This is a genomic window from Haloferula sp. A504 (genome assembly GCF_044385805.1).
Taxonomy (GTDB): domain Bacteria; phylum Verrucomicrobiota; class Verrucomicrobiia; order Verrucomicrobiales; family Akkermansiaceae; genus Haloferula.
The window spans coordinates 1-21736 of the sequence record NZ_JBISBU010000053.1 but is presented as its reverse complement, the minus strand read 5'-3'; the positions used below and the strand labels follow the sequence as shown (position 1 = coordinate 21736).

General features: G+C 64.8%; 22 protein-coding genes. 6 read left to right on the top strand and 16 right to left on the bottom strand.

Features of this window, described 5'->3' with window-relative positions; translation table 11 throughout:
* Position 1: 1 nt before the first annotated feature.
* From ACG2LG_RS18960 to ACG2LG_RS18950, 3 genes are all read right to left on the bottom strand, one after another.
* On the bottom strand, positions 2–3070 hold the full coding sequence (locus ACG2LG_RS18960) for a PSD1 and planctomycete cytochrome C domain-containing protein (RefSeq protein ID WP_396261662.1): 3069 nt from the start codon (positions 3068–3070) through the stop codon (positions 2–4).
* 143 nt (positions 3071–3213) lie between these two features.
* The gene (rplQ, locus tag ACG2LG_RS18955) at positions 3214–3804 is read right to left on the bottom strand and encodes a 50S ribosomal protein L17 (protein WP_396261660.1); all 591 of its coding nucleotides are present in this window, start codon (positions 3802–3804) and stop codon (positions 3214–3216) included.
* Between the two features lie 8 nt (positions 3805–3812).
* Positions 3813–4898 carry a DNA-directed RNA polymerase subunit alpha gene (locus tag ACG2LG_RS18950; protein ID WP_396261659.1) on the bottom strand — a complete coding sequence of 362 codons (1086 nt, stop codon included), beginning with the start codon at positions 4896–4898 and terminating at the stop codon, positions 3813–3815.
* 265 nt (positions 4899–5163) lie between these two features.
* Between ACG2LG_RS18950 and ACG2LG_RS18945 the strand changes: the two genes are divergently transcribed.
* The 3 genes from ACG2LG_RS18945 to rpsU all read left to right on the top strand — a co-directional run bounded on the left by ACG2LG_RS18945 (position 5164) and on the right by rpsU (position 7266).
* Positions 5164–5424, top strand: coding sequence for a hypothetical protein (locus ACG2LG_RS18945; protein WP_396261658.1), 261 nt, complete (start codon positions 5164–5166; stop codon positions 5422–5424).
* Between the two features lie 58 nt (positions 5425–5482).
* Positions 5483–6895, top strand: a complete 1413-nt coding sequence (locus ACG2LG_RS18940; protein ID WP_396261656.1) for a cryptochrome/photolyase family protein — start codon at positions 5483–5485, stop codon at positions 6893–6895.
* Positions 6896–7008: 113 nt separating this feature from the next.
* Positions 7009–7266 carry a 30S ribosomal protein S21 gene (rpsU, locus tag ACG2LG_RS18935; protein ID WP_396261655.1) on the top strand — a complete coding sequence of 86 codons (258 nt, stop codon included), beginning with the start codon at positions 7009–7011 and terminating at the stop codon, positions 7264–7266.
* 94 nt (positions 7267–7360) lie between these two features.
* Here rpsU and fabF read toward each other — a convergent pair whose 3' ends face one another.
* The 13 genes from fabF to rsmA form a co-directional block, all read right to left on the bottom strand.
* Positions 7361–8611, bottom strand: a complete 1251-nt coding sequence (gene fabF / locus ACG2LG_RS18930) for a beta-ketoacyl-ACP synthase II (RefSeq protein WP_396261653.1) — start codon at positions 8609–8611, stop codon at positions 7361–7363.
* Between the two features lie 61 nt (positions 8612–8672).
* Positions 8673–8915 (bottom strand): hypothetical protein, encoded by a 243-nt coding sequence (locus tag ACG2LG_RS18925; RefSeq protein WP_396261651.1) that lies wholly within the window; start codon positions 8913–8915, stop codon positions 8673–8675.
* Entirely contained in the window at positions 8912–9631 is a 720-nt protein-coding gene (locus ACG2LG_RS18920; RefSeq protein ID WP_396261650.1) for a hypothetical protein, read from the bottom strand. The genes ACG2LG_RS18925 and ACG2LG_RS18920 overlap by 4 nt, the downstream gene beginning before the upstream one ends.
* 20 nt (positions 9632–9651) lie before the next feature.
* The gene (locus ACG2LG_RS18915) at positions 9652–10062 is read right to left on the bottom strand and encodes an ExbD/TolR family protein (protein ID WP_396261649.1); all 411 of its coding nucleotides are present in this window, start codon (positions 10060–10062) and stop codon (positions 9652–9654) included.
* A gap of 2 nt (positions 10063–10064) precedes the next feature.
* Complete coding sequence (locus ACG2LG_RS18910) at positions 10065–10754, bottom strand: MotA/TolQ/ExbB proton channel family protein (RefSeq protein ID WP_396261648.1); 690 nt, start codon at positions 10752–10754, stop codon at positions 10065–10067.
* 51 nt (positions 10755–10805) lie between these two features.
* The gene (locus tag ACG2LG_RS18905; protein ID WP_396261646.1) at positions 10806–11582 is read right to left on the bottom strand and encodes a CAAX prenyl protease-related protein; all 777 of its coding nucleotides are present in this window, start codon (positions 11580–11582) and stop codon (positions 10806–10808) included.
* Positions 11579–12748: an aminotransferase class I/II-fold pyridoxal phosphate-dependent enzyme gene (locus tag ACG2LG_RS18900; RefSeq protein ID WP_396261644.1), complete on the bottom strand. Its 1170-nt coding sequence runs from the start codon at positions 12746–12748 to the stop codon at positions 11579–11581. The genes ACG2LG_RS18905 and ACG2LG_RS18900 overlap by 4 nt, the downstream gene beginning before the upstream one ends.
* 69 nt (positions 12749–12817) lie before the next feature.
* Entirely contained in the window at positions 12818–13369 is a 552-nt protein-coding gene (def, locus tag ACG2LG_RS18895; protein ID WP_396261643.1) for a peptide deformylase, read from the bottom strand.
* Positions 13366–13794: an ExbD/TolR family protein gene (locus ACG2LG_RS18890; protein ID WP_396261641.1), complete on the bottom strand. Its 429-nt coding sequence runs from the start codon at positions 13792–13794 to the stop codon at positions 13366–13368. Before ACG2LG_RS18890 ends, def begins: the two co-directional genes overlap by 4 nt.
* Positions 13794–14492 carry a MotA/TolQ/ExbB proton channel family protein gene (locus tag ACG2LG_RS18885; RefSeq protein ID WP_396261639.1) on the bottom strand — a complete coding sequence of 233 codons (699 nt, stop codon included), beginning with the start codon at positions 14490–14492 and terminating at the stop codon, positions 13794–13796. Before ACG2LG_RS18885 ends, ACG2LG_RS18890 begins: the two co-directional genes overlap by 1 nt.
* Before the next feature lie 27 nt (positions 14493–14519).
* Positions 14520–15674 carry a hypothetical protein gene (locus ACG2LG_RS18880; RefSeq protein WP_396261637.1) on the bottom strand — a complete coding sequence of 385 codons (1155 nt, stop codon included), beginning with the start codon at positions 15672–15674 and terminating at the stop codon, positions 14520–14522.
* A 62-nt stretch (positions 15675–15736) separates the two neighbouring features.
* Entirely contained in the window at positions 15737–16180 is a 444-nt protein-coding gene (locus tag ACG2LG_RS18875) for a type II secretion system protein (protein WP_396261636.1), read from the bottom strand.
* A gap of 104 nt (positions 16181–16284) precedes the next feature.
* Positions 16285–17622: a 16S rRNA (adenine(1518)-N(6)/adenine(1519)-N(6))-dimethyltransferase RsmA gene (rsmA, locus tag ACG2LG_RS18870; RefSeq protein WP_396261634.1), complete on the bottom strand. Its 1338-nt coding sequence runs from the start codon at positions 17620–17622 to the stop codon at positions 16285–16287.
* Between the two features lie 477 nt (positions 17623–18099).
* Here rsmA and ACG2LG_RS18865 point away from each other — a divergent pair, with 477 nt between their 5' ends.
* From ACG2LG_RS18865 to metG, 3 genes are read left to right on the top strand one after another with little or no spacing between them, the layout of a single operon-like run.
* A complete protein-coding gene (locus ACG2LG_RS18865) occupies positions 18100–19752 on the top strand; it encodes a SurA N-terminal domain-containing protein (RefSeq protein ID WP_396261632.1) in 1653 nt (550 codons plus the stop codon).
* 4 nt (positions 19753–19756) lie between these two features.
* A complete protein-coding gene (locus tag ACG2LG_RS18860; protein WP_396261630.1) occupies positions 19757–20098 on the top strand; it encodes a tetratricopeptide repeat protein in 342 nt (113 codons plus the stop codon).
* A 57-nt stretch (positions 20099–20155) separates the two neighbouring features.
* Complete coding sequence (gene metG / locus ACG2LG_RS18855) at positions 20156–21727, top strand: methionine--tRNA ligase (RefSeq protein ID WP_396261628.1); 1572 nt, start codon at positions 20156–20158, stop codon at positions 21725–21727.
* Positions 21728–21736: the final 9 nt, after the last annotated feature.

Sequence of the window (21736 nt, the reverse complement as noted above, 5' to 3'; positions counted from 1 at the left end):
CTCAGTAGCGGGTGATGCTTTCGTGAAGGTTGAGCACGAGCCGGGCGGTCTGCGTCCAGGCCGCCAGCTCATGGGCATCGAAGCCCTCGGGCACGGGCGCGATGCCGATGCCGAGGAAGGCGTTGGCGTCGTCCGTGCCCTCGCGGAAGTTCTGCTCCTGCCGTTTCTGGAAATCGAGCAACCGCTGACGCTCGAGCTGGTCCGGCTGTCGGGAAAGCACGAGCTCGAACATCCGCGCAAGGCGCCCGGCGGGCTCGGCATCCGGCGTTTCGCTCAGCACCCGGACGGCAAACCCCCGGGCCGCCTCGACGTACACCGGATCGTTGAGCAGGGTCAGCGCCTGTTGCGGGATGTTCGCCTGCAAGCGGTCGGCCGCGCACTCATCCCGGGCCGGGGCATCGAAGTTCGCGAGCGTCGGCAGCAGGAAGGTGCGCTGCCAGTGGACATACACCGACCGCCGGTGCTGGCGGAAGTCGAGGTGCGGCGCGTAGGTCCGCGTCGGGAAGTTGAGGTTGGCGTAGTAATTCTCGGGCTGATAGACGCGGACCGATGGACCGCCGACATACGAGGTGTCGAGCAGCCCGGCGACCGCCAGTGCCTGATCACGGATGAACTCGGCGTCGAGCCGTCGCGCCCCCTGCTGGGCAAAGAGCCGGTTGTAGGGATCGACCTCCAGCAAGTCGCCCCGCCGGGCGCTTTCCTGCCGGTAGGCGTGCGAGTCGAGGATGAGCCGCACCATGTGCTTCACGTCCCAGCCCGACTCGCGGAACTCGACGGCCAGCCAGTCGAGAAGATCCGGATGCGACGGCGGCTCGCCCTGGCCGCCGAGGTCGTCGAGAATGTTTGACAAGCCCCTGCCGAAGAACTGCTTCCACAGGCGGTTGACGAAGTGGCGGGCGGTCAGCGGGTTTTCGTCGGCGACGATCCACTCGGCAAGATCGAGCCGGGTGAGTTTCCGGTCCTTCGGCAGCGACTCGGACGGCAGGAACGAAAGCACCGCGGGTTCCACCAGCTCCCCGGAGTCGTTCTGCCAGTCACCCCGGGGAAGAATGCGGGTGGGAAATTCCGGCTTATCGACCTTCACCGTGACCAGTGTCCGGGTCCACCCGGAGCGGCATTCCCGGATCTGGTCGAGCAGATCCCGATAGCCCTGCGGCAACTTTGCGGGCGGCGTTTCGCACAAATGCCAGGCGGCATGGGCGGTCGTGCTGTCCTCGCGGAGTGCCCGATGGAAGGCCTCGGTGAAGGCCGCTTCACCCGCCACCGGATCCAGCACCGGGCTCTGGGAAACCCTCAGTATCGAAGCCGTGTTGCCCGCCAGCACCACCTTCAGCATCGCCCCCTCCGGGACCTCGAGCGGATTCTCGAGGCAGAAGACGGCGGTCTGCGTCCGCCGCACGAGCGAATCGGGGCCCTCGTAACCCGGCTTCGGCGCCGACTGCCAGCCCTGCTTCGGATCGAGTTGCAGAGTCCGCCGGTCACCATGATCGATGCCTCCGGCGAAACCGTGCTCCCGATCGAGATCCGCCTGCGACCAGCGGATCGCAAGCTTCTGCGGATCGCCTTCCCGCGGCACTAAAAAGAACTCCGGCTTGAGCGTGAAATGCCCGCCCGACTCGCGGCCCACGGCACCATGCTCGGGATCCGGAAGCGCTTCGAGACGCAGGCTGCCGAGACGATCGGCGGCGAACTCCAGCTCGATCCCGGTGCGCTCGTCCTTCACCGCCGGACCGCTGAAACGCACCGTCGAATCCTCCCCGAGTTCATGCGGCGTCGCCTTCTCCGACCTGACCGTCACGGGCTTCAGCGGGGCCCAGCCATCGGGGTGACCTTTTGCAAACTCGCGAAGATCCTGCAGCCCCGCCACAGGTGCCTCGGAGACCATCTCCGTCTCCAGACTCTGGAAGGCCCGGTCGCGGAGAAGGTTCAAGCGTTCCACCAGGGAATCGGGACGGACGATGCGCTCCGGGGTGTAGGGATCGTTGTTGCCGGTGTATTTCGTTCCCCCGACATAATTGTTGTAAACGCCCCATTGCATGACGTCGTCGAAGAAGGCCGCCAGCGAATAGAAGTCGCGCTGCGTGATCGGGTCATACTTGTGATCGTGGCACTCGGCGCAGGCCGTCGTCTGTCCGAGGAACGCCGTCCCCACCGCCCGCACCCGGTCCGCCGCATACTTCTTGAAATACTCCTTCGACTGCGCCCCTCCCTCACGGGTGACCAGGTTCAGCCGGTTGAAGCCACTGGCGATGTGCTGCTCATCCGTCGCATCGGGGAGAAGATCGCCGGCCAACTGCTCGCGGACAAAGACGTCGAAGGGCTTGTTGTCGTTGAAGGCGTCGATCACGTAGTCGCGATAGGGGAAGATCCGCTGATTCTGGTCGCCGTGGTAGCCGACCGTGTCGGCGAAGCGAACCACGTCGAGCCACGGCACCGCCATCCGCTCGCCAAATGCTTCGCTGCCCAAGGCCCTCTCGATCGTCTGCACCACATTCTCATTCCCACCCGGCTCCGGTGGCAATCCGGTCAGGTCGAGGCTGATCCGGCGCTTCAGCGTGGCAGGATCAGCCTCCGGCGACGGCTCGATCCCCTCCTCCTCCAGTCGATCCAGGATGAAGGCATCGATGGGATTTCGCACCAGACCGGCATGCTTCCGCGGTTTCGGAACTTCCGGCCGTTTCAACGGCACGTATGCCCAGTGGGCTTCATACTCCGCACCCTGTTCGATCCAACGCCTGAGCAGCGCCTGTTCCTCGGGCGTGACCGTCTTGTTGAACTTCGGCGGCGGCATCACCACCTCGGGATCATCGGAAAGGATACGGGCCATCAACACCGAGGCATCCGGATCACCCGGAACAATCGCATGCCCGATCCCTTCCTCGAGTGCCGCGTAGGCACCCTCTGGAGTGTCGAGACGAAGCTCCGCCGCCCGGTGCTTCGCGTCCGGCCCGTGGCAGGCGATGCACTTCTGCGAGAGAATCGGCCGGATGTCATGGTTGAAACGAACCTCCTCGGCAACGGCGGAAAACGGCATGGCCAGGCCGGCAAGACCGACAATCCAGACTGACACATGCCCGTTCATGGCACCGGGGAACGAAGCAGCGGTCCCCGATTTATCAAGGATCTGTCCGAAGGCGACCGAGTCGTCCCGATCCAAAGAAAACGCCCGCAGGGAAATCCTGCGGGCGTTTTAAAAGGCAATGGAGTCCGGAATCAGGCCTTGGGCTTCTCTTCCTCGGTCTCCTCGCTATCGACAGCCTCCTCTTCGGCCACTTCCGCTTCAGCAGCGGGAGCTTCCTCCTCGGTGACTTCTGCTTCAGCAGCGGGAGTTTCCTCCTCGGCGGTCTCCTCCACCGGAGTTTCCTCGGCGGTTTCCTCGCTGGCCTCGGCGGCGGGTTCTTCGGCGGCAGCCGCAGGTGCGGCTTCCAGCTCGTCGGAATCCTCGGCCGGCAGATCGACCCACTCGATGAAGGCCATCTCGGCGGCATCGGTCATGCGGGCACCGAGCTTGGTGATCCGGCAGTAGCCGCCGGGACGATCCTTCGAACGCGGGGCGACCTCATCGAAGAGCTTCTTCACCACGTCCTTGTGGCGCAGGAAGGCGACGGCCTGGCGACGGGCGTGCAGGTCTCCCCGCTTGCCGAGCGTGACCAGCTTCTCCGCCAGCGGACGGAGCGCCTTGGCCTTGCCCAGAGTCGTGCGGATCCGACCATGTTCGATCAGGCTGCAGGCCAGATTGGCCAGCAGGGCGCGACGCTGGGAGGCGTTGCGCTTCAGTTTTGCGGTCTTGTTGCGATGTCTCATGGTCCGAATCAGTCGTCGAGGTTCTGGGCAATCAGGTCGGCAAGGCCCACGGGAGCCTCATCCTCCACCCCGAGACGCGGTGCCGGAGCGGCACCCGCCACCGGACCGGTGAGGAGCGTGGGATCAAGCGACATGCCGAGACCGAGGCCCAGCTCGGAGAGCTTGTCCTTGATCTCGTTGAGGGACTTCTTGCCGAAGTTGCGGTACTTGAGCATTTCCGCCTCGGTCTTCATCGCCAGCTGACCCACCGAGGTGATGTTGGCGTTGTTGAGGCAGTTGGCGGCGCGGACCGAAAGCTCGATCTCGTTCACCGACATGTTGAGAAGCTTCTTCAGTGCGGCATTCTCCTCGCTCGCCTCGGCCGGAGCCTCCTCGAAGTCCACCGCGTTCTCGTCGTAGTTGACGAACACGTCGAGGTGGTGGCGGAGAATGGCCGAGGCCTGCAGCAGGGCGTCCTGCGGGGTGACGCGACCGTCGGTCCAGATGTCGAGGACCAGCTTGTCGTAGTCGGTCATCTGGCCGACCCGGGTGCTGTCCACCGCATACTTGACGCGGGTGACGGGCGAGAAGATCGAGTCGATGGCGATCACGCCGATCGGCTGGTCCTTGCGCTTGTTCTCATCGCCGGTCGAGAAGCCGCGACCCACGCGGACTTCGAACTCGCAGTCGAACTTCACCTTCTTGTCGAGGGTGCAGATGACCTGCTTCTTGTTGACCACCTCGTAAAGGTTGTCCTCCTGGATGTCGCCGGCGGTCACGACGCCTTCCTTCTCCACCTTGATGGTGAGGATGCGGGGCTCCTTGTCGTGGTGTTTGAACTTCACCTTCTTGAGGTTGAGGATGATGTCGGTGACATCCTCCACAACGCCCGGAAGGCTGGAAAACTCGTGCTGCACGCCGGCGATGCGGACCGAGGTGATCGCGGCGCCCTCGAGCGAGCCGAGAAGCACGCGGCGAAGGGAGTTTCCGAGGGTGTGCCCGTAGCCGCGCTCGAAAGGCTCGGCAACAAACTGGGCGTAAACGTCGGAGGCGGTATCCTCGTCGCGGACGAGGCGGTTGGGGATCTCGAATCGAGACAGTGTGGTTGTTGACATGGTCGGGTTCGATTTGCCGGGTTTCCCTCCGACGAGCATGACAGGCCGTTGTGAAACGGGCTGCCCGGAGGACCTACGGCGGTTCGGCAGGCTCGCGCGGGCGGGGACTTAAGGGGAACCCCACCGGCTTGGCAAAGCAAATTTCACCCCCCAGCGAAGAAAAATCCCTCGTAGAAAGCCTAACATTTCCCAATCAAAAACCTGTCGCATTCCCCCGGATGACGTGCGATGATGCCACATGAAGACAGCCGAACGAAGGGCTATCATGAAGTCCAAAAGAAATCTCACCCGCTTCACCTACGAGAACACCGCTTTCCAGGGATGGAGGCTCTGCATCAGCCGTGGAGGAGCCACTTTCACCAAGTACTTCTCCGACAAACAGTATGGAGGGGGAAGAAAGTCCCTGCGTGCCGCCGAGGCCGCCCTGGACGAAATCAAGGAGGTACTCTCCCGCTCCCGCCGCATCGGGGGCAAGTTGAGCGCCACCACGGTGAAGAAGATCGAGAAGATCCTCGACACCGCCTGATGACCTGCGGCGGACCTCCGGGCTTGCGTCGTCCGAATGCCGGGCTTTGCTGATCGGCATGGGCCCGGCAATCCACTGGTTTCGACGCGATCTCCGCGTCCTGGACAACACCGCCCTGCTGCGGGCATCCATGGCTCACGATGCCGTTGTTCCTTGCTATCTCTTAAGCAGTTGGAAGGAAAAACACGCCTGGACCGGGCCGAAGCGCCAGCACTTTCTCTGCGGTTGCCTCAGATCCCTTGATGCCAATCTCCGCACACTCGGTGGCCGATTGATCCTGCGCACGGGTGGTCCCATCGAGCGCCTGCGTGAGCTGGTGGAGGAGACCGGGGCCACTGCCATCCATTTCAACCGCGACCCGGATCCCCACGGAAAAGAGGTCGAACGGCGGCTGGCCGAGAAGTGTGCCGAGTGGGGCATCGAATGCCACGGCTGGCACGACGTCACCCTCCACACGCCGCAGCAGGTCCTCACCAAGGCCGGTGAGCCCTATCGCGTTTACACGCCCTACAGCAACAACTGGCTCTCACTCGACAAGGATCCCCCGCTGCCCCGGCCGAAGGATCTCGGCACCCCCCGAAACCTTCGCTCCGAGGATTTGCCCGATGTTTCGCACTGGGGCCTCCCCGAGCCGGACGCCCGGCTGGTCGAGCCCGGGGAACGGGCCGCGCTCGACCGACTCAAGACGGCGGTCGACGAGCGGCTCGCCCGCTACGCAGAACGCCGCGACAGCCCGTCCGTCGCCGGAACCTCGCGACTTTCCCAGGATCTGAGGTTCGGTCTTCTCTCGGTGCGCACGATTTTCCGCCGGGTCGAGGAGGCCCGCAAGGCGACCCGCTCGCCGGATACCCGCCAGGGCCTCGACACCTTCGTCAAGGAGCTGGCGTGGCGAGAGTTCTACATGGCGATCCTCCATCATTTCCCGAACGTGCTCGAGGAGGAGTTCAATCCCGACTGGCGGGACCTGCCCTGGGATGAGCCCGGCGAGAAATTCGAAGCCTGGAAGGAGGGCCGGACCGGCTTTCCCATCGTCGATGCCGGCATGCGCGAGCTCCTCAACACCGGTTTCATGCACAACCGGGTGAGGATGATCACCGCCATGTTCCTAACCAAGGACCTCCATCTCGACTGGCGTCTTGGGGAGTCCTTCTTCATGCAGCACCTGCTCGACGGCGAGATCGCATCGAACAACGGGGGCTGGCAATGGAGTGCCGGCACCGGGGCCGATGCGGCACCCTATTTCCGGATCCAGAATCCCTGGTCGCAGTCGAAGCGGCACGACCCGAAGGGCGACTACATCCGGCACTGGGTGCCCGAACTGGCCGACGTGCCGGCCAACGCGCTTCACGAAGCTCCGGAAAACGGGCGCCCCATCGCCGACGACTATCCGCTCCCCTGCCTCGACCACAAGGCAGAGCGCGAGCGGACCCTGGCGATCTTCAAGAAACACAGGTCGGAGTCGGGACGGTAGCTGCGGCTTCCCCATCCGCCGCTTCCCAACCGCAATCCTTGCGTACTCCTTGCTTGACAGCCTGCGCGTCCCGGATAGCCTCCGCGCCCCGACCAGAAAGGATTGTACACAGAATGACCGAAAAAAGCATGCGTGGCGTCAGCGTCAAGAAGGGTGAACCGGTGGACCGGGCACTCAAGCGTCTGAAGACGAAGTTGGATACCGAAGGGATTCTCGAGGAAATGCGGCGCCGTCGCGCCTTCGAGTCCCCGACTCAACGCCGCCTGCGCAAGCAGCGCACCGCTCCCAAGCGCCACAAGGTCCGCTGGCGCTACATGAGTGCCTCCCAGGACGCCAAGGCCGACGAAGCCGAGGCGGCGAAGAAATCCTGAACCCCCTTCTCCGGTCGGAAAAATTTTCGAAGGCGAACCCGGACGGGTTCGCCTTCTTCTTTGACCCCAACCGCTCATCGGAGCGGATTCGGAATCAAGCGAAGCGCTTCACCAGCAGCGACGCGTTGTGTCCGCCGAAGCCGAAGCTGTTGCTCAAGGCCACGTTCACCGGCATCTCGATCGCCGTGTTGGGCACGCAGTCGAGATCGCACTCGGGATCCTGATTCTCGACGTTGATCGTCGGCGGCACCACGCCATCGCGAATCGCCATCAGGCATGCCAGCAGTTCCGAGCCACCGGCGGCCCCGAGCATGTGCCCGGTCATCGACTTGGTCGAACTCACCTTCAGCCCGTTCTTCACGTGATCCCCGAAGGCCAGCTGGATCGCCCGGACCTCGGCCACGTCGCCGAGTCCGGTCGAAGTCGCGTGCGCATTGAGGTAATCGACATCCTCCGGATTCAATCCGGCGTGCTTCAAGGCCATGGTCATTGCCCTGGCCGGACCCGTGCCGTCGGGTGACGGGGCACTGAGATGGTAGGCATCGGCGCTGGCTCCGTAGCCGACGAGCTCCGCCAAGATGGTCGCTCCACGCTTCTTGGCATGCTCCAGCTCTTCCAGAACCACGACACCCGCACCTTCACCCATCACGAAGCCGTCGCGATCGCGGTCGAACGGACGCGAGGCCGCCTCCGGATCGTCGTTGCGGGTGCTGAGCGCCTTCATGCTCCCGAACCCGCCCAGGCCGCACGGGAGAATGCTGGCTTCCGCGCCACCCGCGACCATCGCGTCGGCATCGCCGAACTTGATGATGCGCCAGGCCTCGCCGATCGAGTTGTTGGAGGTGGCACAGGCGGTGACGATCGCCATGTTCGGACCGCCGAGGCCGAATTCCATGGAGAAAATTCCGCTGCCGATGTTGGCGATCATCATCGGAATCAGGAAGGGCGACACCTTTGCCCCGTCCTTGTGGACGAGCTTCGCGTGCTCGTTTTCAAGCGTGCCGAGCCCGCCGATGCCGCTGCTGATGATCGCGCCGATCCGGGTCGGGTCGAAATTCTGCGCTTCGGCGATACCGGATCCGTCGTAGGCCATCCGTGCCGCCGCCACCGCAAGCTGGACGTAACGGTCCGCCCGCCGCGCATCCTTGGGGTTGTTGAAGAACGGGGCCGCATTGAAGTCCTTCACCTCGCCCGCGATCCGGCAGGAATAGGCCGACGCATCGAGATGCGTGATCTTTCCGATGCCGCTGCGACCTTCCTTCATGCCGGACCAGGTCGATTCCGCATCGTTGCCGAGCGGGCTGACGCAGCCCGCTCCCGTGATCACCACTCGTCGTTCACTCATCATATGACTCTCGCCCTGCGGGCTTTTTGTGCTTAGACGCTGCCACCGCGCCGCGCAAGCCTCATCCCAACGGACGCGAGCCACCCCGCTCGGTCGCGCCCCCGCACTCCGGACAGGTCTGCACGGGATCCCGGCTCGTCGCCTCGAAGACCGCGAGGCAGAGCCTGCACACCACCCGGTCCCGCACCGCCCGGCGCTCGTGTTTCGCCACCCGCCGCCGCTCACGCAGATGGAGAAAAACGATCAGAGTCATCGTCAAGCCGATCGCGTATCCCGCCAGTTGCTCCAGGCTCAGGTCGATCATCGGCCCACCACGATTTCCACCGTCAGCCACCCGGGCTCCAGCTCGTTTCCGGTCACCAGTCCCCGCGAAAGCCATTGCAGGACGACGGGCTGGCTCGAACGGATCGGCACCACATCCAGCACCTGCCCGCCGGCATCATGCATGAGCATGAACCGCCCGCCGACCAACTCCCCCGCCTTGCCGGCCGCGAGCGGCAGGCTGGCATGGGAAAACTCCTTCGTGCCGCTCTCGTCCAGGACCCGTGCGGCCAGCATTACCTCGCGGGACTCCTCGACCCGACCCTCTTCGCTTCCTCGGGGCAAAGGAGGAAGAACGGCCCCCTCGAAATCCGGGTCGTCGTTGACCGCCGACCTCATCCACTGCAATTCCACAAGCTCCGGTTGATACGTAGGTCCGCCCGCCGTTGCCGCCTTCAATGCCTCGCGACGCAGTGCCGCATACCGGGGGTCGGCAGCCGGATTCCATCGCGAGGGAAACGGCCCGGCCTCGATCGCCCGGCGCTCCGACCAGACCCTGCCCGTGCCGTCCGGCACAATCGCCAGCGTGGCCTGTTCGGGCTCGCCGCGGCTCGGCACTCCGATGCTCACGCGGACCGCCATGGCCAAGCCGAGGGAAATCAACGCCACCACGAAAATCGCCAGCAGGAAGGATCCCGCGCTGGACACCGGCACCCGCCAGTTGAAGCCAAGCCCGGCCTCCTGGTCGCGGCGTTGCAATTGACGGCGCCCCCGGAACATCACGGACCCTCCTTTGGCTGACCCAGCAGATAGACCCGGAAGCCGGCGGCCAGAGCCAGTTCCGCCACCCGCCGCTCCTCGCCCGCGGCCACCGCCTTGTCCGAGCGCAAGTACACACTCGGCACGCCGGCCGACCGCTCACGGATTGCGTTCAGGGCTTCGATCAACTCCTCCTCCGACATCCGCTCGCGATCCAGCCACAGTACCGGATCCTTTCCCTCGGTCAGGGTGATCACCGAGGCGTCGGAGGCACGCGTCAGCTGGTAGCGGGAAACCGGCAACTCGACTTGGACCCCGGCCTCGCTGACAAAGGACTGCCCCAGCAGGATGGCCACCAGCAACAGGGCGAAGAGGTCCGCGGCGGGCACGACCTGAAGGAAGCCGACCCGCTCCGGCAATGTCGTCTCCAACTTCATCCCCTGCCCTCCCGGCGCGATCCCAACTCGTCACGGATCGAAACGATTCCTGTCTCGGCGCGCGAGTCGCAGATGATGTTCACCATTTCGATACCGGTCCGCTCGATGCGGTGGAACAGGCGCTTCGCCCGGCCCAGAAAGTAAAGGTAGAAGAGATAGGCCGGAATGGCGATTACCAGCCCCAGACCGGTGGTCGCGAGCGACTGGAAGACCCCTTCGGAGAGCTTCACCGACGACACCGCCTGACCGCTGTCGCCGAGTTCCTGGAACATCTCGGTCAGCCCCAGCACGGTGCCGAGCATGCCCGTCAGCGGCGCGAGCAGCGCCACCGCCAGAATGCCACGGATGTATTTCTCGATCCGCGGCACCTCCAGCTGTCCCGCCTCCTGGGCGACGTCGCGCAGATCCGAGCGCTCCATGTGGTGGCGAAGCAGAATCGCGTGGGCGACCCGCGCCACCGGCCCCGGCGCCCGCGCCGCCTCGTGCAGCGCCTCGGCGTAGGCCTTGCGCCGGGCGTGATTCGAGAGCCCTACCAGCAGGTCGCCGACGTTGATCCGGGCCCGGTGGAAGAAGAACAGCCTCTCGACCACGAACACGGCGCCGAAAAACGCCAAGCCGAGCTGGAGCCAGATGATCGGGCCACCCCGCTCGAGCAAACCGGACTCGCTGAACAACTGGATCGGCATGGCGGGAGGATAAACGGTCGAGCCATCCATGGCCAGCCCGGGAAAACGTGCCTACCAAAGCCCGTATTTTCCGAAGCCCATCGCGTAGAGCCCCATCAGCAGGTTGGCCACGAAATGCATCACCACGCAGGCACCGAGGTTCCGCGACCAGATGCACAGCACGTAGGTCAGCGCGCCGTAGATGAACGCCCCGAAATAGTCCACCGGCCGGTGCGCCGCCATGAACAGCCCGGCGACCACCGCGAACGACAACCACGAGGGCTTGCCGAAGGGCTGCTTCCAGTAGTCGCCATCCCAATCGACCACCAGCCGCATCACGAACGACCGCCAGAAGATCTCCTCGACCAGCGCCACCACCACGGCCGCCCTGACGAAACGGAAAATCAGCGAGGTCCACCACGCGGCACCCCCTTCCATGAAGACCTCGCTCGGATTGAAGCCATCGCGCCTCGGCGCAAAGCCGAACCACTTCCACCAGCCGTCCTTGGTCAGGCTCAGGAGGTCGAACAGATGGGTTGGCAGAACCCAGAAGCCGATTCCCACCACACCGAAGACCGCACCGATCAACGACCAGCGGAGCGACCATCGGAACTCATACGAGCGCCACCAGCGAACCAGGACCACCAGGCAGACGACCGTCTGCAGCGGATAGATCCAGTGCTCCGGCGCCCGGCGCCACCACGGCTGACTGGGCAGATCGACGGCGAAAAAACCACCCGCCACCTGCAATAGCAGCAGGAAGCCCATGAAGATGGCGAAGGGAATCACCTGCCGCCGGACCCAGAGTGTCGGCTCCTCGATCCGCAACCTGTCCGACTCCGCACTCATCCCAGTCTTCCGACGAATGCTTCCATCCGCTCCATTGCGGTCTTGAGGTCCTCGAAGGCCGTCGCGTAGCAGCAGCGCAGAAATCCTTCGCCCGACGGGCCGAAGGCCGTTCCCGGCACGGCGGCCACGGATTCCTCTTCCAGCAGCTGCATGGCGAATCCCTTGCTGTCGAGACCGGTCTTCCGGATGTCGGGGAACACGTAGAACGCTCCACCCGGCGAATGGCAGTCGATGCCCATCCCTTTCAGCCGCCGGACCACGAAGTCGCGGCGTTGCTGGTAGCTTTGTCGCATCCGCTCGACCTCGGCGAGTCCGCGCTCCAGCGCCTCGATCGCCGCCATCTGGCTCATGATCGGCGCGCACAGCATCGAGTACTGGTGGATCTTCATCATCGCCTCGATCACCGGCTGCGGGGCGCAGGCATAGCCGAGGCGGAAACCGGTCATCGCAAAGGCTTTGGAAAACCCGTGCAGCAGCACGGTCCGCTCGCGCATCCCGGGCAGCGAGGCGATGGAAAGGTGATCCTCCTCATCGTAGCGAAGCTCACAGTAGATCTCATCGCTCAGCACGATCAGGTCGTGCTCGATGCAGAGCTTCGCGATGCCTTCGAGGTCCGCGCGGCTCGCCGTCGCACCGGTCGGGTTGGTCGGGAAGTTCAGCATCAGGACCCGCGACTTCGGCGTGATCGCCGCGGCCAGCGCTTCCGGCTTGAGTGAGAACCCGTCGGACTTCTTCGTCTCGACCGCCACGCCCGTGCCGTAGGCCATGGTGATGCTCGGTGAATACGACACGTAGCAGGGCTCGTGATAGATCACCTCGTCGCCGGGATTGAGCAGGGCACGCAGGGCGAGGTCGATGGCCTCCGAAACGCCGACCGTCACCAGCACCTCTCCCGCCGGATCGTAGCCGACCCCGAACAGTCCCTCCACGTAGCGGGCGATCGACCGCCGCAGCGCGGGCAGGCCCAGATTCGACGTGTAGCTCGTCTGCCCCTTTTCCAGCGAATAGATCGCCGCCTCCCGGATGCCCCACGGCGTTGCGAAGTCCGGTTCGCCGACGCCCAGCGAGATCACGTCGTCCCGGCCCTGCACCAACTCGAAGAAATCACGGATCCCCGAGCGCGGGATGGCCGCGACCTGCCGGGCGATCTTGTCTTCGTAGTTCATCGGAATGCCGGCACGCCGCCGGAAGGCGCGGCATTCCAGAGGGATTCAGTCCTTCAGGCAATGCCCGAATCAAGGCTCCCCCGCCATCAGACGCTTGAGCTTGCGCTTGAGGCGGACCTTGGCCGCCGGCGAGATGCGGTCGATGAAGAGAACCCCGTTGAGGTGATCGGTCTCGTGCTGGATGGCGCGGGCGAGCAAGCCGTCGGTTTCCACTTCGAGAATCGTGCCATCCAACTGGGGCAAGGTCGCCTTGAGCGCGGCCGGCCGTTTGACCTCGGCCCGCACGTCCTGGATGCTGAGACAACCCTCGATGTCGCTCTCCTTGTGCTCGCCGAATTCCAGTTCGGGGTTGATGAAGACGAGCGGCATCAGGTCCGCCAGCTCCGCCTCCTCGCCATTGACCCGCAGGAAGGACACGCAGTCCGGGTCGTGGGCGACATCGACGATGGCAAGCCTCTGCGCCACGCCAACCTGAGGTGCGGCCAAACCCACCCCTTGCGCCGCATGCATCGTTTCGATCATGTCGTCGACCAGTCGACGGATGTCGTCGTCGACCCGCTCGACCGGGCGGCAGCGTTCGCGGAGCACCGGGTGCCCGAGTTGGACGATGTCGAGGATCATGGCTCTTCGGCAGGCAGCGCGATGCGCGCCGGAACGTCGGTAACTTCGATCCCGGCGGCGGTCAATGCATCCCAGATCAGGACCAGCTTCTCGAGCGAGACGTCCTTGTCCGCCTCCAACTCGAGCTTCCGGGCCGGATTCTCCTTCACGTAGGCGGTCAGATAGGCCTCGAGCAGCCCCAGGCTCGGCACGGTCAGGTCATCAAGCCGGAGCGCGCCGTCGGCGTCGATCGCCAGCACCGATCGCGCGTCGGCGATGGTCATCGACTCGACCTCGCGCACCGTCGGCAACTCGATCTTCAGCACGTCGCGCTTCTTTTTGAACTCGGAGGAGACGATGAAAAAGATGAGCACGATGAAGAGGATGTCGATCAGCGAGACGATCGGCACCTGACGCGGACGGGGCGCGGGACGTTCGAAGCGCATCAGTCGGTCTTGGCGGGTTCCACCTCACCGAGCCGCGGCGACCGTTCGCAAAGGTGCGCCAGGGAGGTCAGCAGCACTTCCAGTCGCGCGGCATAGGTCTCGATTTTCCGCTGGAAGAAGCCCTGCGCGATGATCGCGGGCACCGCGATGGCCATGCCGACGATGGTCGTCTTCAGCGCGCGGCCGATGCCGGCGGTGATCATCAACCAGTCGGCATCCGACTCGAGTCCCGAGAAAACCACGACCAACCCCGAGGCGGTGCCCAGCAGCCCGAGCAGCGGAGCGACGCTGATGACGACGTCGATGGCCGTCATGCCCGAGTGCAGCCGGACGATTTCGGCACGGGCCAGGGCCTGCACCGGCTCGGCGATCTCCGACTGCGGTTTGCCGCGCTGGCGGACGGTCTCGGCACACAGGCGGGCCAGCGTGCTTTCCCCCTCCTCGAACCTCTCGAGCACGGGAGCGACCTGCTTGTTGCGGATGAGCGACTCGAAGGACTCCACATCCCGCGCCAGGTCCGCCGGCAGGATCCGACCCCGCGAAAGCGTGAGGAACTTGAACAGGATGGCGGCGACGGCGACCACCGAGGTCGCCCCCAGCATGCCCATGAACACACCGCCCTCGCGGAAGAACAGGCCGATCTGCTCGATGAGGCCCGGCGAGGCGGCGGCGAGAATGGAAGTAACGGGGGAATTCATGCGTCGGATGCGGGCCGAAGCTCGACCTCAGAAGATGAAGTTGTAAAGCAGTTCCAGCGGTTCGCCATCGAGTTCGCGCTTCACCGCGGCCGGCATCTCCGGGAGGTCGGCATCGCGGATCGCCATGTGGGTGAAGCCCTTCTGGATCGTGCCGACGCCGACTTCCTCAACCGTTCCGACCGAGCGCACCCGCCCGTTCTCGTCGAGCACGACCCGGATCCTCAGCACGCCGGGCGTGATGAAATCCCGGTTGCGGACCACCTGCCGCTGCCACTCGCGCTCGATCGCCCGACTGAGCGCCGCATGATACGCACCGAGCGGACCGGCCTTCACATCGAGCGCCGACCGTCCCTGGCGCGAGATCGACCCCTTGAGTTCGGTCTTTCGCTGGAAACCACGGAAGCCGGGCTCCGATCCGGCCTCGGTGCGGACGGCAGGCGGCTTTTCCTTCGGACTCTCCTCAACCTGTTCCTGCGCCTCCTCGGCGGGCTCTTCATTCTCGGGGACGCTCTTCGGCTCCTCCTCCGCCATCTCTGGCGGCACCGGGCGATCGACCGGAAAGGGACTCTCGGCGAGGGTCTCGCGACGGCCACCCGGATCGCCTTCCTCCGGCGCGTCGAGGGGCGGCGGCGACGTCGACTCGCTCGCTTCGGCGGTTTCGGCCGCCTCTTCCGCTTCGGATGGCGGGGTGGGTGGTGCCGCCACGGTGGGTTCGGCCGGCACTCCTGCCGGATCGACGATGTCGAGTCGCCCGTCCTGGTAATCGCTTTCCGTGGTCTCCATCTCGCCTTCGACCCGCGGCGCGATCCCATCCTGACTCGGTCGATCCGGAGCATCGGGATCGGGGGCGGTCTCGCTGGTCCCCAGGGTGTCGCGCTCGCCGATGAAATCCGGATCTTCCGGGATGCCGGCAGGCTGATCCTCCGAGGTCCGGGCGAATCCGAGACGCTCCTTTGCGGGGGCGGGCGTCTCCTCGGCCCGCGTCACCGGCTGGATGGTCATCACCCGGTCCTTGGGAGCGCTCGCGGACGAGGGATCGACCGGCGGCGCAAAGATCAGCGAACGCACCGCCAGAACCGCCAGGACGAGGATGATCCCGCCATTGATGCCCACCGACGCCAGCATCGCCATCAGCCAGAGGCGGACGTCGCTGTTTCGTTGGGCGGTCAGCGTGGCGGACACGCTCCGAACATTCACCGAGACCGGCCCTCCTGCAATCCGGGAAATCCGCCGGCGTCCGGCACCTACCAATCGGCGATGCGCTCCGGCAGGTGGGAGTGCGAAGTCGCCAGGGAACAATCGAGATACAGATCGCCGAGCGGCGGGATCTGGTTGCCGCCCAAGGTATAGACCCCCTGCGTCGGACAGGCCGGCAGGGCTTCGAAGAAGCGGTCGGGACCGATCACCTTCATTTCAAGATTGGGCACGCTGTCTCCGGGATTCAGGCCGGACATGTTCGCATAGCCGCGCACCGCCTTCTGCACGCTCGCGATGTTGGTGATGCAGATGGTTCGGTCGCTGCCACGTTTCCACGCGCGGGCACCGACCAGAAGGATCGTCGCAAAGAGCATCAACGCGAGAATCACGATCGCGAGTTCGATCAGGGTGAGTCCCGGCAATCCCCGAAAACGTGGCGACGGGTTCATGGTCGATCCGACCAGTCCCGCGTCCCGGGTGGCATTTTTCATGGCTGGTTTTTGGAACAGGTGCTTAGGGAAGCGACCTCCAGCTTACTTGATACGGTTTTCCGGACAAGAAATAATTAAAAAGTTTTCGGAAACCTTTAATAATTTCAGGATCTTCGTCCCCGCGCCAGCTTCCAGCACTCCAGAAATCCGCTCGCAAAGTCCTGCGGGCTCACCTCGATCCAGGCGTCGATTTCATCCGGCGGCAGCCACAGGACCGACTCGATCTCGGAGCAGGGAAACTCGGGTCTGCCGTCCCATCGCACCAGATACAGGCAGACGTGTTCCCAGCCGGTCGCCGCGCACGGCGGGATCCGCCCGATTTCCTCCGGCTCGGCATCGCGAATGCCCATCTCCTCCGCCATTTCGCGCTCGGCCGCCGCGGGATAGTCCTCCCCCGCGTCAAGGTGCCCGGCGACGCTGGAGTCCCACACTCCCGGGTGAACATCCTTCAGGCGCGAGCGCTGCTGAAGCAGCAACTCGCCGCGCCGGTTCACCGCGAAGACATGCACCGCCCGGTGCAGGAGCTTCTTGGCATGGACCTCGGCCCGGGTGGCCTGGCCGACCACCTGATCCTGCTCATCGACGACGTCCAAAAGCTCGTCGTCCCGCTGGGCGATCTCCTTGAGCGGGTGCGGATCGTATTCCCGTGTCACCGCCACCCAGTCGTCGAGATCCAGCTCCTCCGCCCGGGCGGTCGCGGAAATGCCGAGCCGCTCCGCCACTGCGTCCCAGCCCGGATCCTCCGGCATCTGCTTGCGCAGTTGCTTGCGCCGCTGGGAGAACCCCCGGCGGATCAGCTCGTCAAAACGCCGGCGATCGAAGACGGGAAAACGGTCCCCCAGCGGCGTCAGCACCGCCACCGTCGAGTCGATCGAGGGACGGGGATGGAAGGCTTCCGGCGGGATCACCTTCAGGGGGCGGACGTCCCACTGGCTGCGCATGCGCAGCGTCAGCACCCCGTAGTCCTTGGTCCGGGGTCCGGCGCCGATGCGATCGATCACCTCCTTTTGGAGCATGATCACGGCTTGCGAAAAGGGGCAGGGCGCGGACAGGAAGTTCTTCAGGATCGCCCCGCCCGCCGAGTAGGGCAGATTGCCGAGAAACTTGACCGGCCGGTGCTTCCACAGAACCCGCGGGTCGAACCGTGCCCCATCGGCGTGATGGACCTCGACCTCGTCGCGGTCGGCGAACCTCTCCTTCAGCCAGGCCGCCAGGCGGGAATCGAATTCGATCAGCACGAGGCGCTTCACCCGCCCGATGAGCTCGCTCGTCAGCGCCCCGGTCCCCGGTCCCACCTCGACCACCGTGTCTTCCGGCCGGGGTTCGAGCTGGTCGGTGATCCAGCGCGCCACGCCGGGGTCGCAGAGAAAATTCTGCCCGAGCTGCCGATTCGGGCGCACGCCCGCCTGCTCCAGTGCTTCTCGGATTTCCGCTCCCGTCACCCCGCCAAACCATGTCTTCCGCCCCGATCGGGCAAGCCCGGGATGACGACAGCGGTTCTTTTTTTCAGAATGATTGAACACTCTCCCCTTCTCCGGGTCTCAACCCTCTGAAAACCGCGCGTTAGTGCAGTTTTCATGTAAGGGTGAACAGTAGTTGTCGGTTCCGTCATCCCCCCGGAACGCGAACTTGGCAACTCTCCAGCCGTCGGGGAGTGGGTGCTCCCCGGCGGCAACTTTTTTCGGGCCATCGCGATCCCGGAAAACCACGGCCCGCCTCCCGCCGGATGCACGGCTCCCTTCGACAATCCGCTTCCAGGCGATTCGTCAAAGCCGGGGCGTCGCGGTGCCCGGGATCACTCACCGAGCCTTTCGGGCGCGTGTCCCGGGACGTCGGTTGAAAATCCCCTGCGAATAAGGATTGAAGCCTCTCCGGGCGCTCCCTTTACTTCCGCCCCGCCGAAGCGCGGCACCTCTTCCATGATCGAAAACATCCGCCGATACACCGGACTGATCTTCATCGTCATCGTCCTCCTCCTGCTGGGCTTCATCTTTATGGATACCAGCGGCTTCTTCACCCGCTCCGGCACCGGCGGAACCGCCGTCACCATCGACGGTCGCGCCTACTCGGTCTCGGAAGTGCAGAAGCTGGGCGCGGCACCCTACGAGCTGATCCAGCGCATCCCCGATTACCGCCTGTTCGGTTTCATCAACACCCTTCGCGGCGACGCCACCGAGGCCGATAACCAGGAGCTGCAGTTCTTCACCGGCCGCATGCTGATCCAGCAGGCCCGCGAGGATTTCGGCATCCAGCCATCCGATGAGGAGGTGGATGAGTTTGTTCGCGGCCTCCGGATCTTCCAGGCCCAGCCACCCCTCGGCTCCCCTCCCGGCACCCCTGGAGAGTTCGATCAGGCCAGCTACAATACCTTCATCCAGAAGCGCCTCGGTTCCTACGGCATGGTCGAGCGCGACTTCCGCGAACTGGTCCGCGACATCATCGCCACCGAGCAGCTCCGCACCCTGATCGGCGGTGGACTCGAGGGCAGTCGCCATCTGGCCGAGGCGATGACCGTTGTCCGCGACCAGAAGGTGGAAGCCAGCGTCGCCTCCATCGAAATGGAGCCGTTCCGCGCAAAGCTGGATCCCAGCGACGAGGACCTGAAGGCCTGGTGGGAAACCCGCAAGGAAGCCTACCAGACCGAGCAGCGCGTCAAGGTCAGCTACGTCCTCGCCTCGCCGGAATACCCGGAAGAGATCCAGGAGAAGCCGGAGCCGGCCGATGCACCCGAGAAGACCGACGAGGAACAGGCCGCCGAAGATGCCGCGCGGGAGGAACGCAAGGAGAAGCGCCGGCAGGTCGATCTCGAAGTGGCGAATCTGGCCAACGATTTTATCAACGAGGTGAACTCCACCGAAGGAGAAGCCTTCGACAAGGCGACCGAGAACCACGGTCTGGAGATCATCAGCACCGACTGGCTCACCCGCAGCACCTTGCCCGCCGATCTCCAGCTTCGGACCCGCTCCTCCTACGCCGGCACCCAGCTGGCCGACCTGATTTTCGGGCTCACCACCGGCCCCGATCCGCTGGCTCCCTTCACCAATGCCGTCGCCGTCGGAGAGGCACAGTTCATCGTCGTCCGCCTCGACGAACTCGACGAAGCCCGGGAGAAAACCTTCGAGGAAGCGCGCGACGAGGTCCGCGAGGACTACATCGCCGAAAACGCCGGCGAGGCACTCGCCGCCGAGGTCGAGGCGAAGACCGCGGCCCTCGAGGAAGCCATGGCGGGCGGCAAGAGCTTCGAGGAGGCGGCCAAGGCGCTCGAACTCGAGCCGCGCAAGCTCGGCCCCTGGGGCATGACCGATTCGCTCGACAACGAGTTCAACTCGCGGGAAATCTTCCAGCTCGCGTCGACCACCAATCCCGGCGAGTTCGCCGAGCCGTTCATCAGTGACGATCGCGCGGTGATCATCCACGTCGATGCCCGCCAGATCATCAAGGACGACAACCGCGGCCAGCAGGTCGACCAGTTCGCGGCGAACATCAGCCAGAACGCCGAAACCGCCACCTTCGACGCCTGGTTGCGCCAGCGCACCGCCGAGGCCCAGGTCACCCTGCCCTCGCGTCCCTGAACCGATGTCCGAGCGCGACGAGCTTTTCGACGAGGCCAACGGCTGCCTTGCGCTCGGCGATCTCGAAGAAGCGGCCGCCCTCTACCGCCGCTGTGTCGCGATCGATCCGGAATTCTTCGACGGCTGGCACGCGCTGGGGATGGCGTTGCTGAAACTCGATCAGGTCAAGGAGGCGATCGGTTGCGGACTCCAGGCCACCACCCTCCGGCCCAACGACCTCCTCGCCTGGACCTCGCTTTCGCAGATGTACGTCCGCGACGGCAACATCCCCGAGGCCGAAGCCGCCAAGGGCAACGCCCGCATCCTCTCGCTCGGTGGCAAGGTGGACCGCTCAGCCGATGGCTGAAGTTCCAAGTCCGAAGGTCCAAGTTCCAATCGCTCCGCGCCCCACGCTTTACGCTCCATGCTCCTCACCACCGCCATCGACTACACCAACGGCGCGCCGCACATCGGCCACGCCTACGAGAAGATCTTCGCCGACGTCCTCGCCCGCTACATCCGGCTGCGCGGCGACGAGTGCTATTTCCTGACCGGGGTCGACCAGCACGGCCAGAAGGTCCAGCAGACCGCGGAAGCCGAGGGCATTCATCCCGCGACCTTCGCCGCCAAGAAGACCAAGCTCTTCCTCAACCTGTGGAAGAAGACCGGCGTCGACTACGACGGCTGGGCCGAAACCACCGACGACCGCCACAAGGCCTGCGTCCAGCAGATCCTCACCTCCCTCAGGGAGAAGGGCGAACTCTACAAGAAGGGCTACAAGGGGCACTACTCGGTGCGCCAGGAGCAGTTCCTCACCGACCGCGACCGCAACGAGGACGGCTCCTTCGGCCCGGAATGGGGCGAGGTGGTCGAGATCGAGGAGGAGAACTGGTACTTCCGCCTCTCCGCCCATGCCGCGTGGCTCAAAAACTACGTGTCTAGTAGGGAAGACAGTGTCATCCCCGCCTTCCGGCGCAACGAACTCCTCGGGGCGGTCGACCGTGCCGGCGAGCAGGACCTGTGCATTTCCCGCCCCAAGGAGCGCCTGCGCTGGGGCATCGAGATCCCCTTCGATCCCGAGTTCGTGACCTACGTCTGGTTCGACGCCTTGATCAACTACGTCTCGTTCGCCGGCTACCTGGCGGCCGACGATGCCGGCCTGCCAGATTTCGACAAGCTGTGGCCAGCCGATGGCTCGCCGACGCCTCTCCACATCATCGGCAAGGACATCCTGGTCCCGGCCCACGGGATCTACTGGCTTTGCATGCTCCACGCGATGGGCTTTCCCGACGAGCAGCTCCCGCGGTTGCTGGTCCATGGCTGGTGGAACATCAGGGGCGAGAAGATGTCGAAGTCTCTCGGCAACGTGGTCGATCCCGACCAGCTCGCCGACCGCTTCGGCCCGGACGCGGTGCGCTACTACCTCGCCCGCGACATCGTCACCGGCAAGGATTCGGATTTCGATCCGGAGCGCCTCGTCATGCTCTACAACCAGGAGCTGGCGAACGAACTCGGCAACCTGTGCAACCGCGCGCTCAACATGACCGGGCGCTTCTGCGGCGGCGTCGTGACCACGACTCACGAACCCGAGGCGCAGGACACCGCGCTGCGCGAGTCGCTGGCAAAGGCCACCGCCGACTACCGGGAGGCCATGGACCGTTTCGACCCCTCGGCCGCGCTCAAGGCGATCAACGACCACGTCACCCACTGCAACGGCTACGCCGAGCGCAACAAGCCGTGGGAACTGGCCAAGGACGCGGCGAAGAAAGCGCGCCTGGAGACGGTGCTCGCCCACATGGTCGAGAGCCTCGCCCACCTCACGGTGCTGCTTTCCCCGGTTCTTCCCGAGCCCGCCGCACGCCTCGCCCACCAGCTGAGGATGGACAACCTGCTGTCGCTCAAGCTCGACGACCTCGCCTGGGGCCTGATCCCCGACGGCCACGCCACCGGCAAGCCCAAGCCGGTGTTTCCGCGCATCGTGATCGAGGAGGAATAGGCGTGGCGG

Coding starts and splice junctions, on each gene's coding strand:
- rplQ (WP_396261660.1), bottom strand. CDS start 3,804: ATGAGACATCGCAACAAGACCGCAAAACTGAAGCGCAACGCCTCCCAG.
- ACG2LG_RS18950 (WP_396261659.1), bottom strand. CDS start 4,898: ATGTCAACAACCACACTGTCTCGATTCGAGATCCCCAACCGCCTCGTC.
- ACG2LG_RS18945 (WP_396261658.1), top strand. CDS start 5,164: ATGAAGTCCAAAAGAAATCTCACCCGCTTCACCTACGAGAACACCGCT.
- ACG2LG_RS18940 (WP_396261656.1), top strand. CDS start 5,483: ATGGGCCCGGCAATCCACTGGTTTCGACGCGATCTCCGCGTCCTGGAC.
- rpsU (WP_396261655.1), top strand. CDS start 7,009: ATGACCGAAAAAAGCATGCGTGGCGTCAGCGTCAAGAAGGGTGAACCG.
- fabF (WP_396261653.1), bottom strand. CDS start 8,611: ATGAGTGAACGACGAGTGGTGATCACGGGAGCGGGCTGCGTCAGCCCG.
- ACG2LG_RS18925 (WP_396261651.1), bottom strand. CDS start 8,915: ATGATCGACCTGAGCCTGGAGCAACTGGCGGGATACGCGATCGGCTTG.
- ACG2LG_RS18910 (WP_396261648.1), bottom strand. CDS start 10,754: ATGCCGATCCAGTTGTTCAGCGAGTCCGGTTTGCTCGAGCGGGGTGGC.
- ACG2LG_RS18905 (WP_396261646.1), bottom strand. CDS start 11,582: ATGAGTGCGGAGTCGGACAGGTTGCGGATCGAGGAGCCGACACTCTGG.
- ACG2LG_RS18900 (WP_396261644.1), bottom strand. CDS start 12,748: ATGAACTACGAAGACAAGATCGCCCGGCAGGTCGCGGCCATCCCGCGC.
- def (WP_396261643.1), bottom strand. CDS start 13,369: ATGATCCTCGACATCGTCCAACTCGGGCACCCGGTGCTCCGCGAACGC.
- ACG2LG_RS18890 (WP_396261641.1), bottom strand. CDS start 13,794: ATGCGCTTCGAACGTCCCGCGCCCCGTCCGCGTCAGGTGCCGATCGTC.
- ACG2LG_RS18885 (WP_396261639.1), bottom strand. CDS start 14,492: ATGAATTCCCCCGTTACTTCCATTCTCGCCGCCGCCTCGCCGGGCCTC.
- ACG2LG_RS18875 (WP_396261636.1), bottom strand. CDS start 16,180: ATGAAAAATGCCACCCGGGACGCGGGACTGGTCGGATCGACCATGAAC.
- ACG2LG_RS18865 (WP_396261632.1), top strand. CDS start 18,100: ATGATCGAAAACATCCGCCGATACACCGGACTGATCTTCATCGTCATC.
- ACG2LG_RS18860 (WP_396261630.1), top strand. CDS start 19,757: ATGTCCGAGCGCGACGAGCTTTTCGACGAGGCCAACGGCTGCCTTGCG.
- metG (WP_396261628.1), top strand. CDS start 20,156: ATGCTCCTCACCACCGCCATCGACTACACCAACGGCGCGCCGCACATC.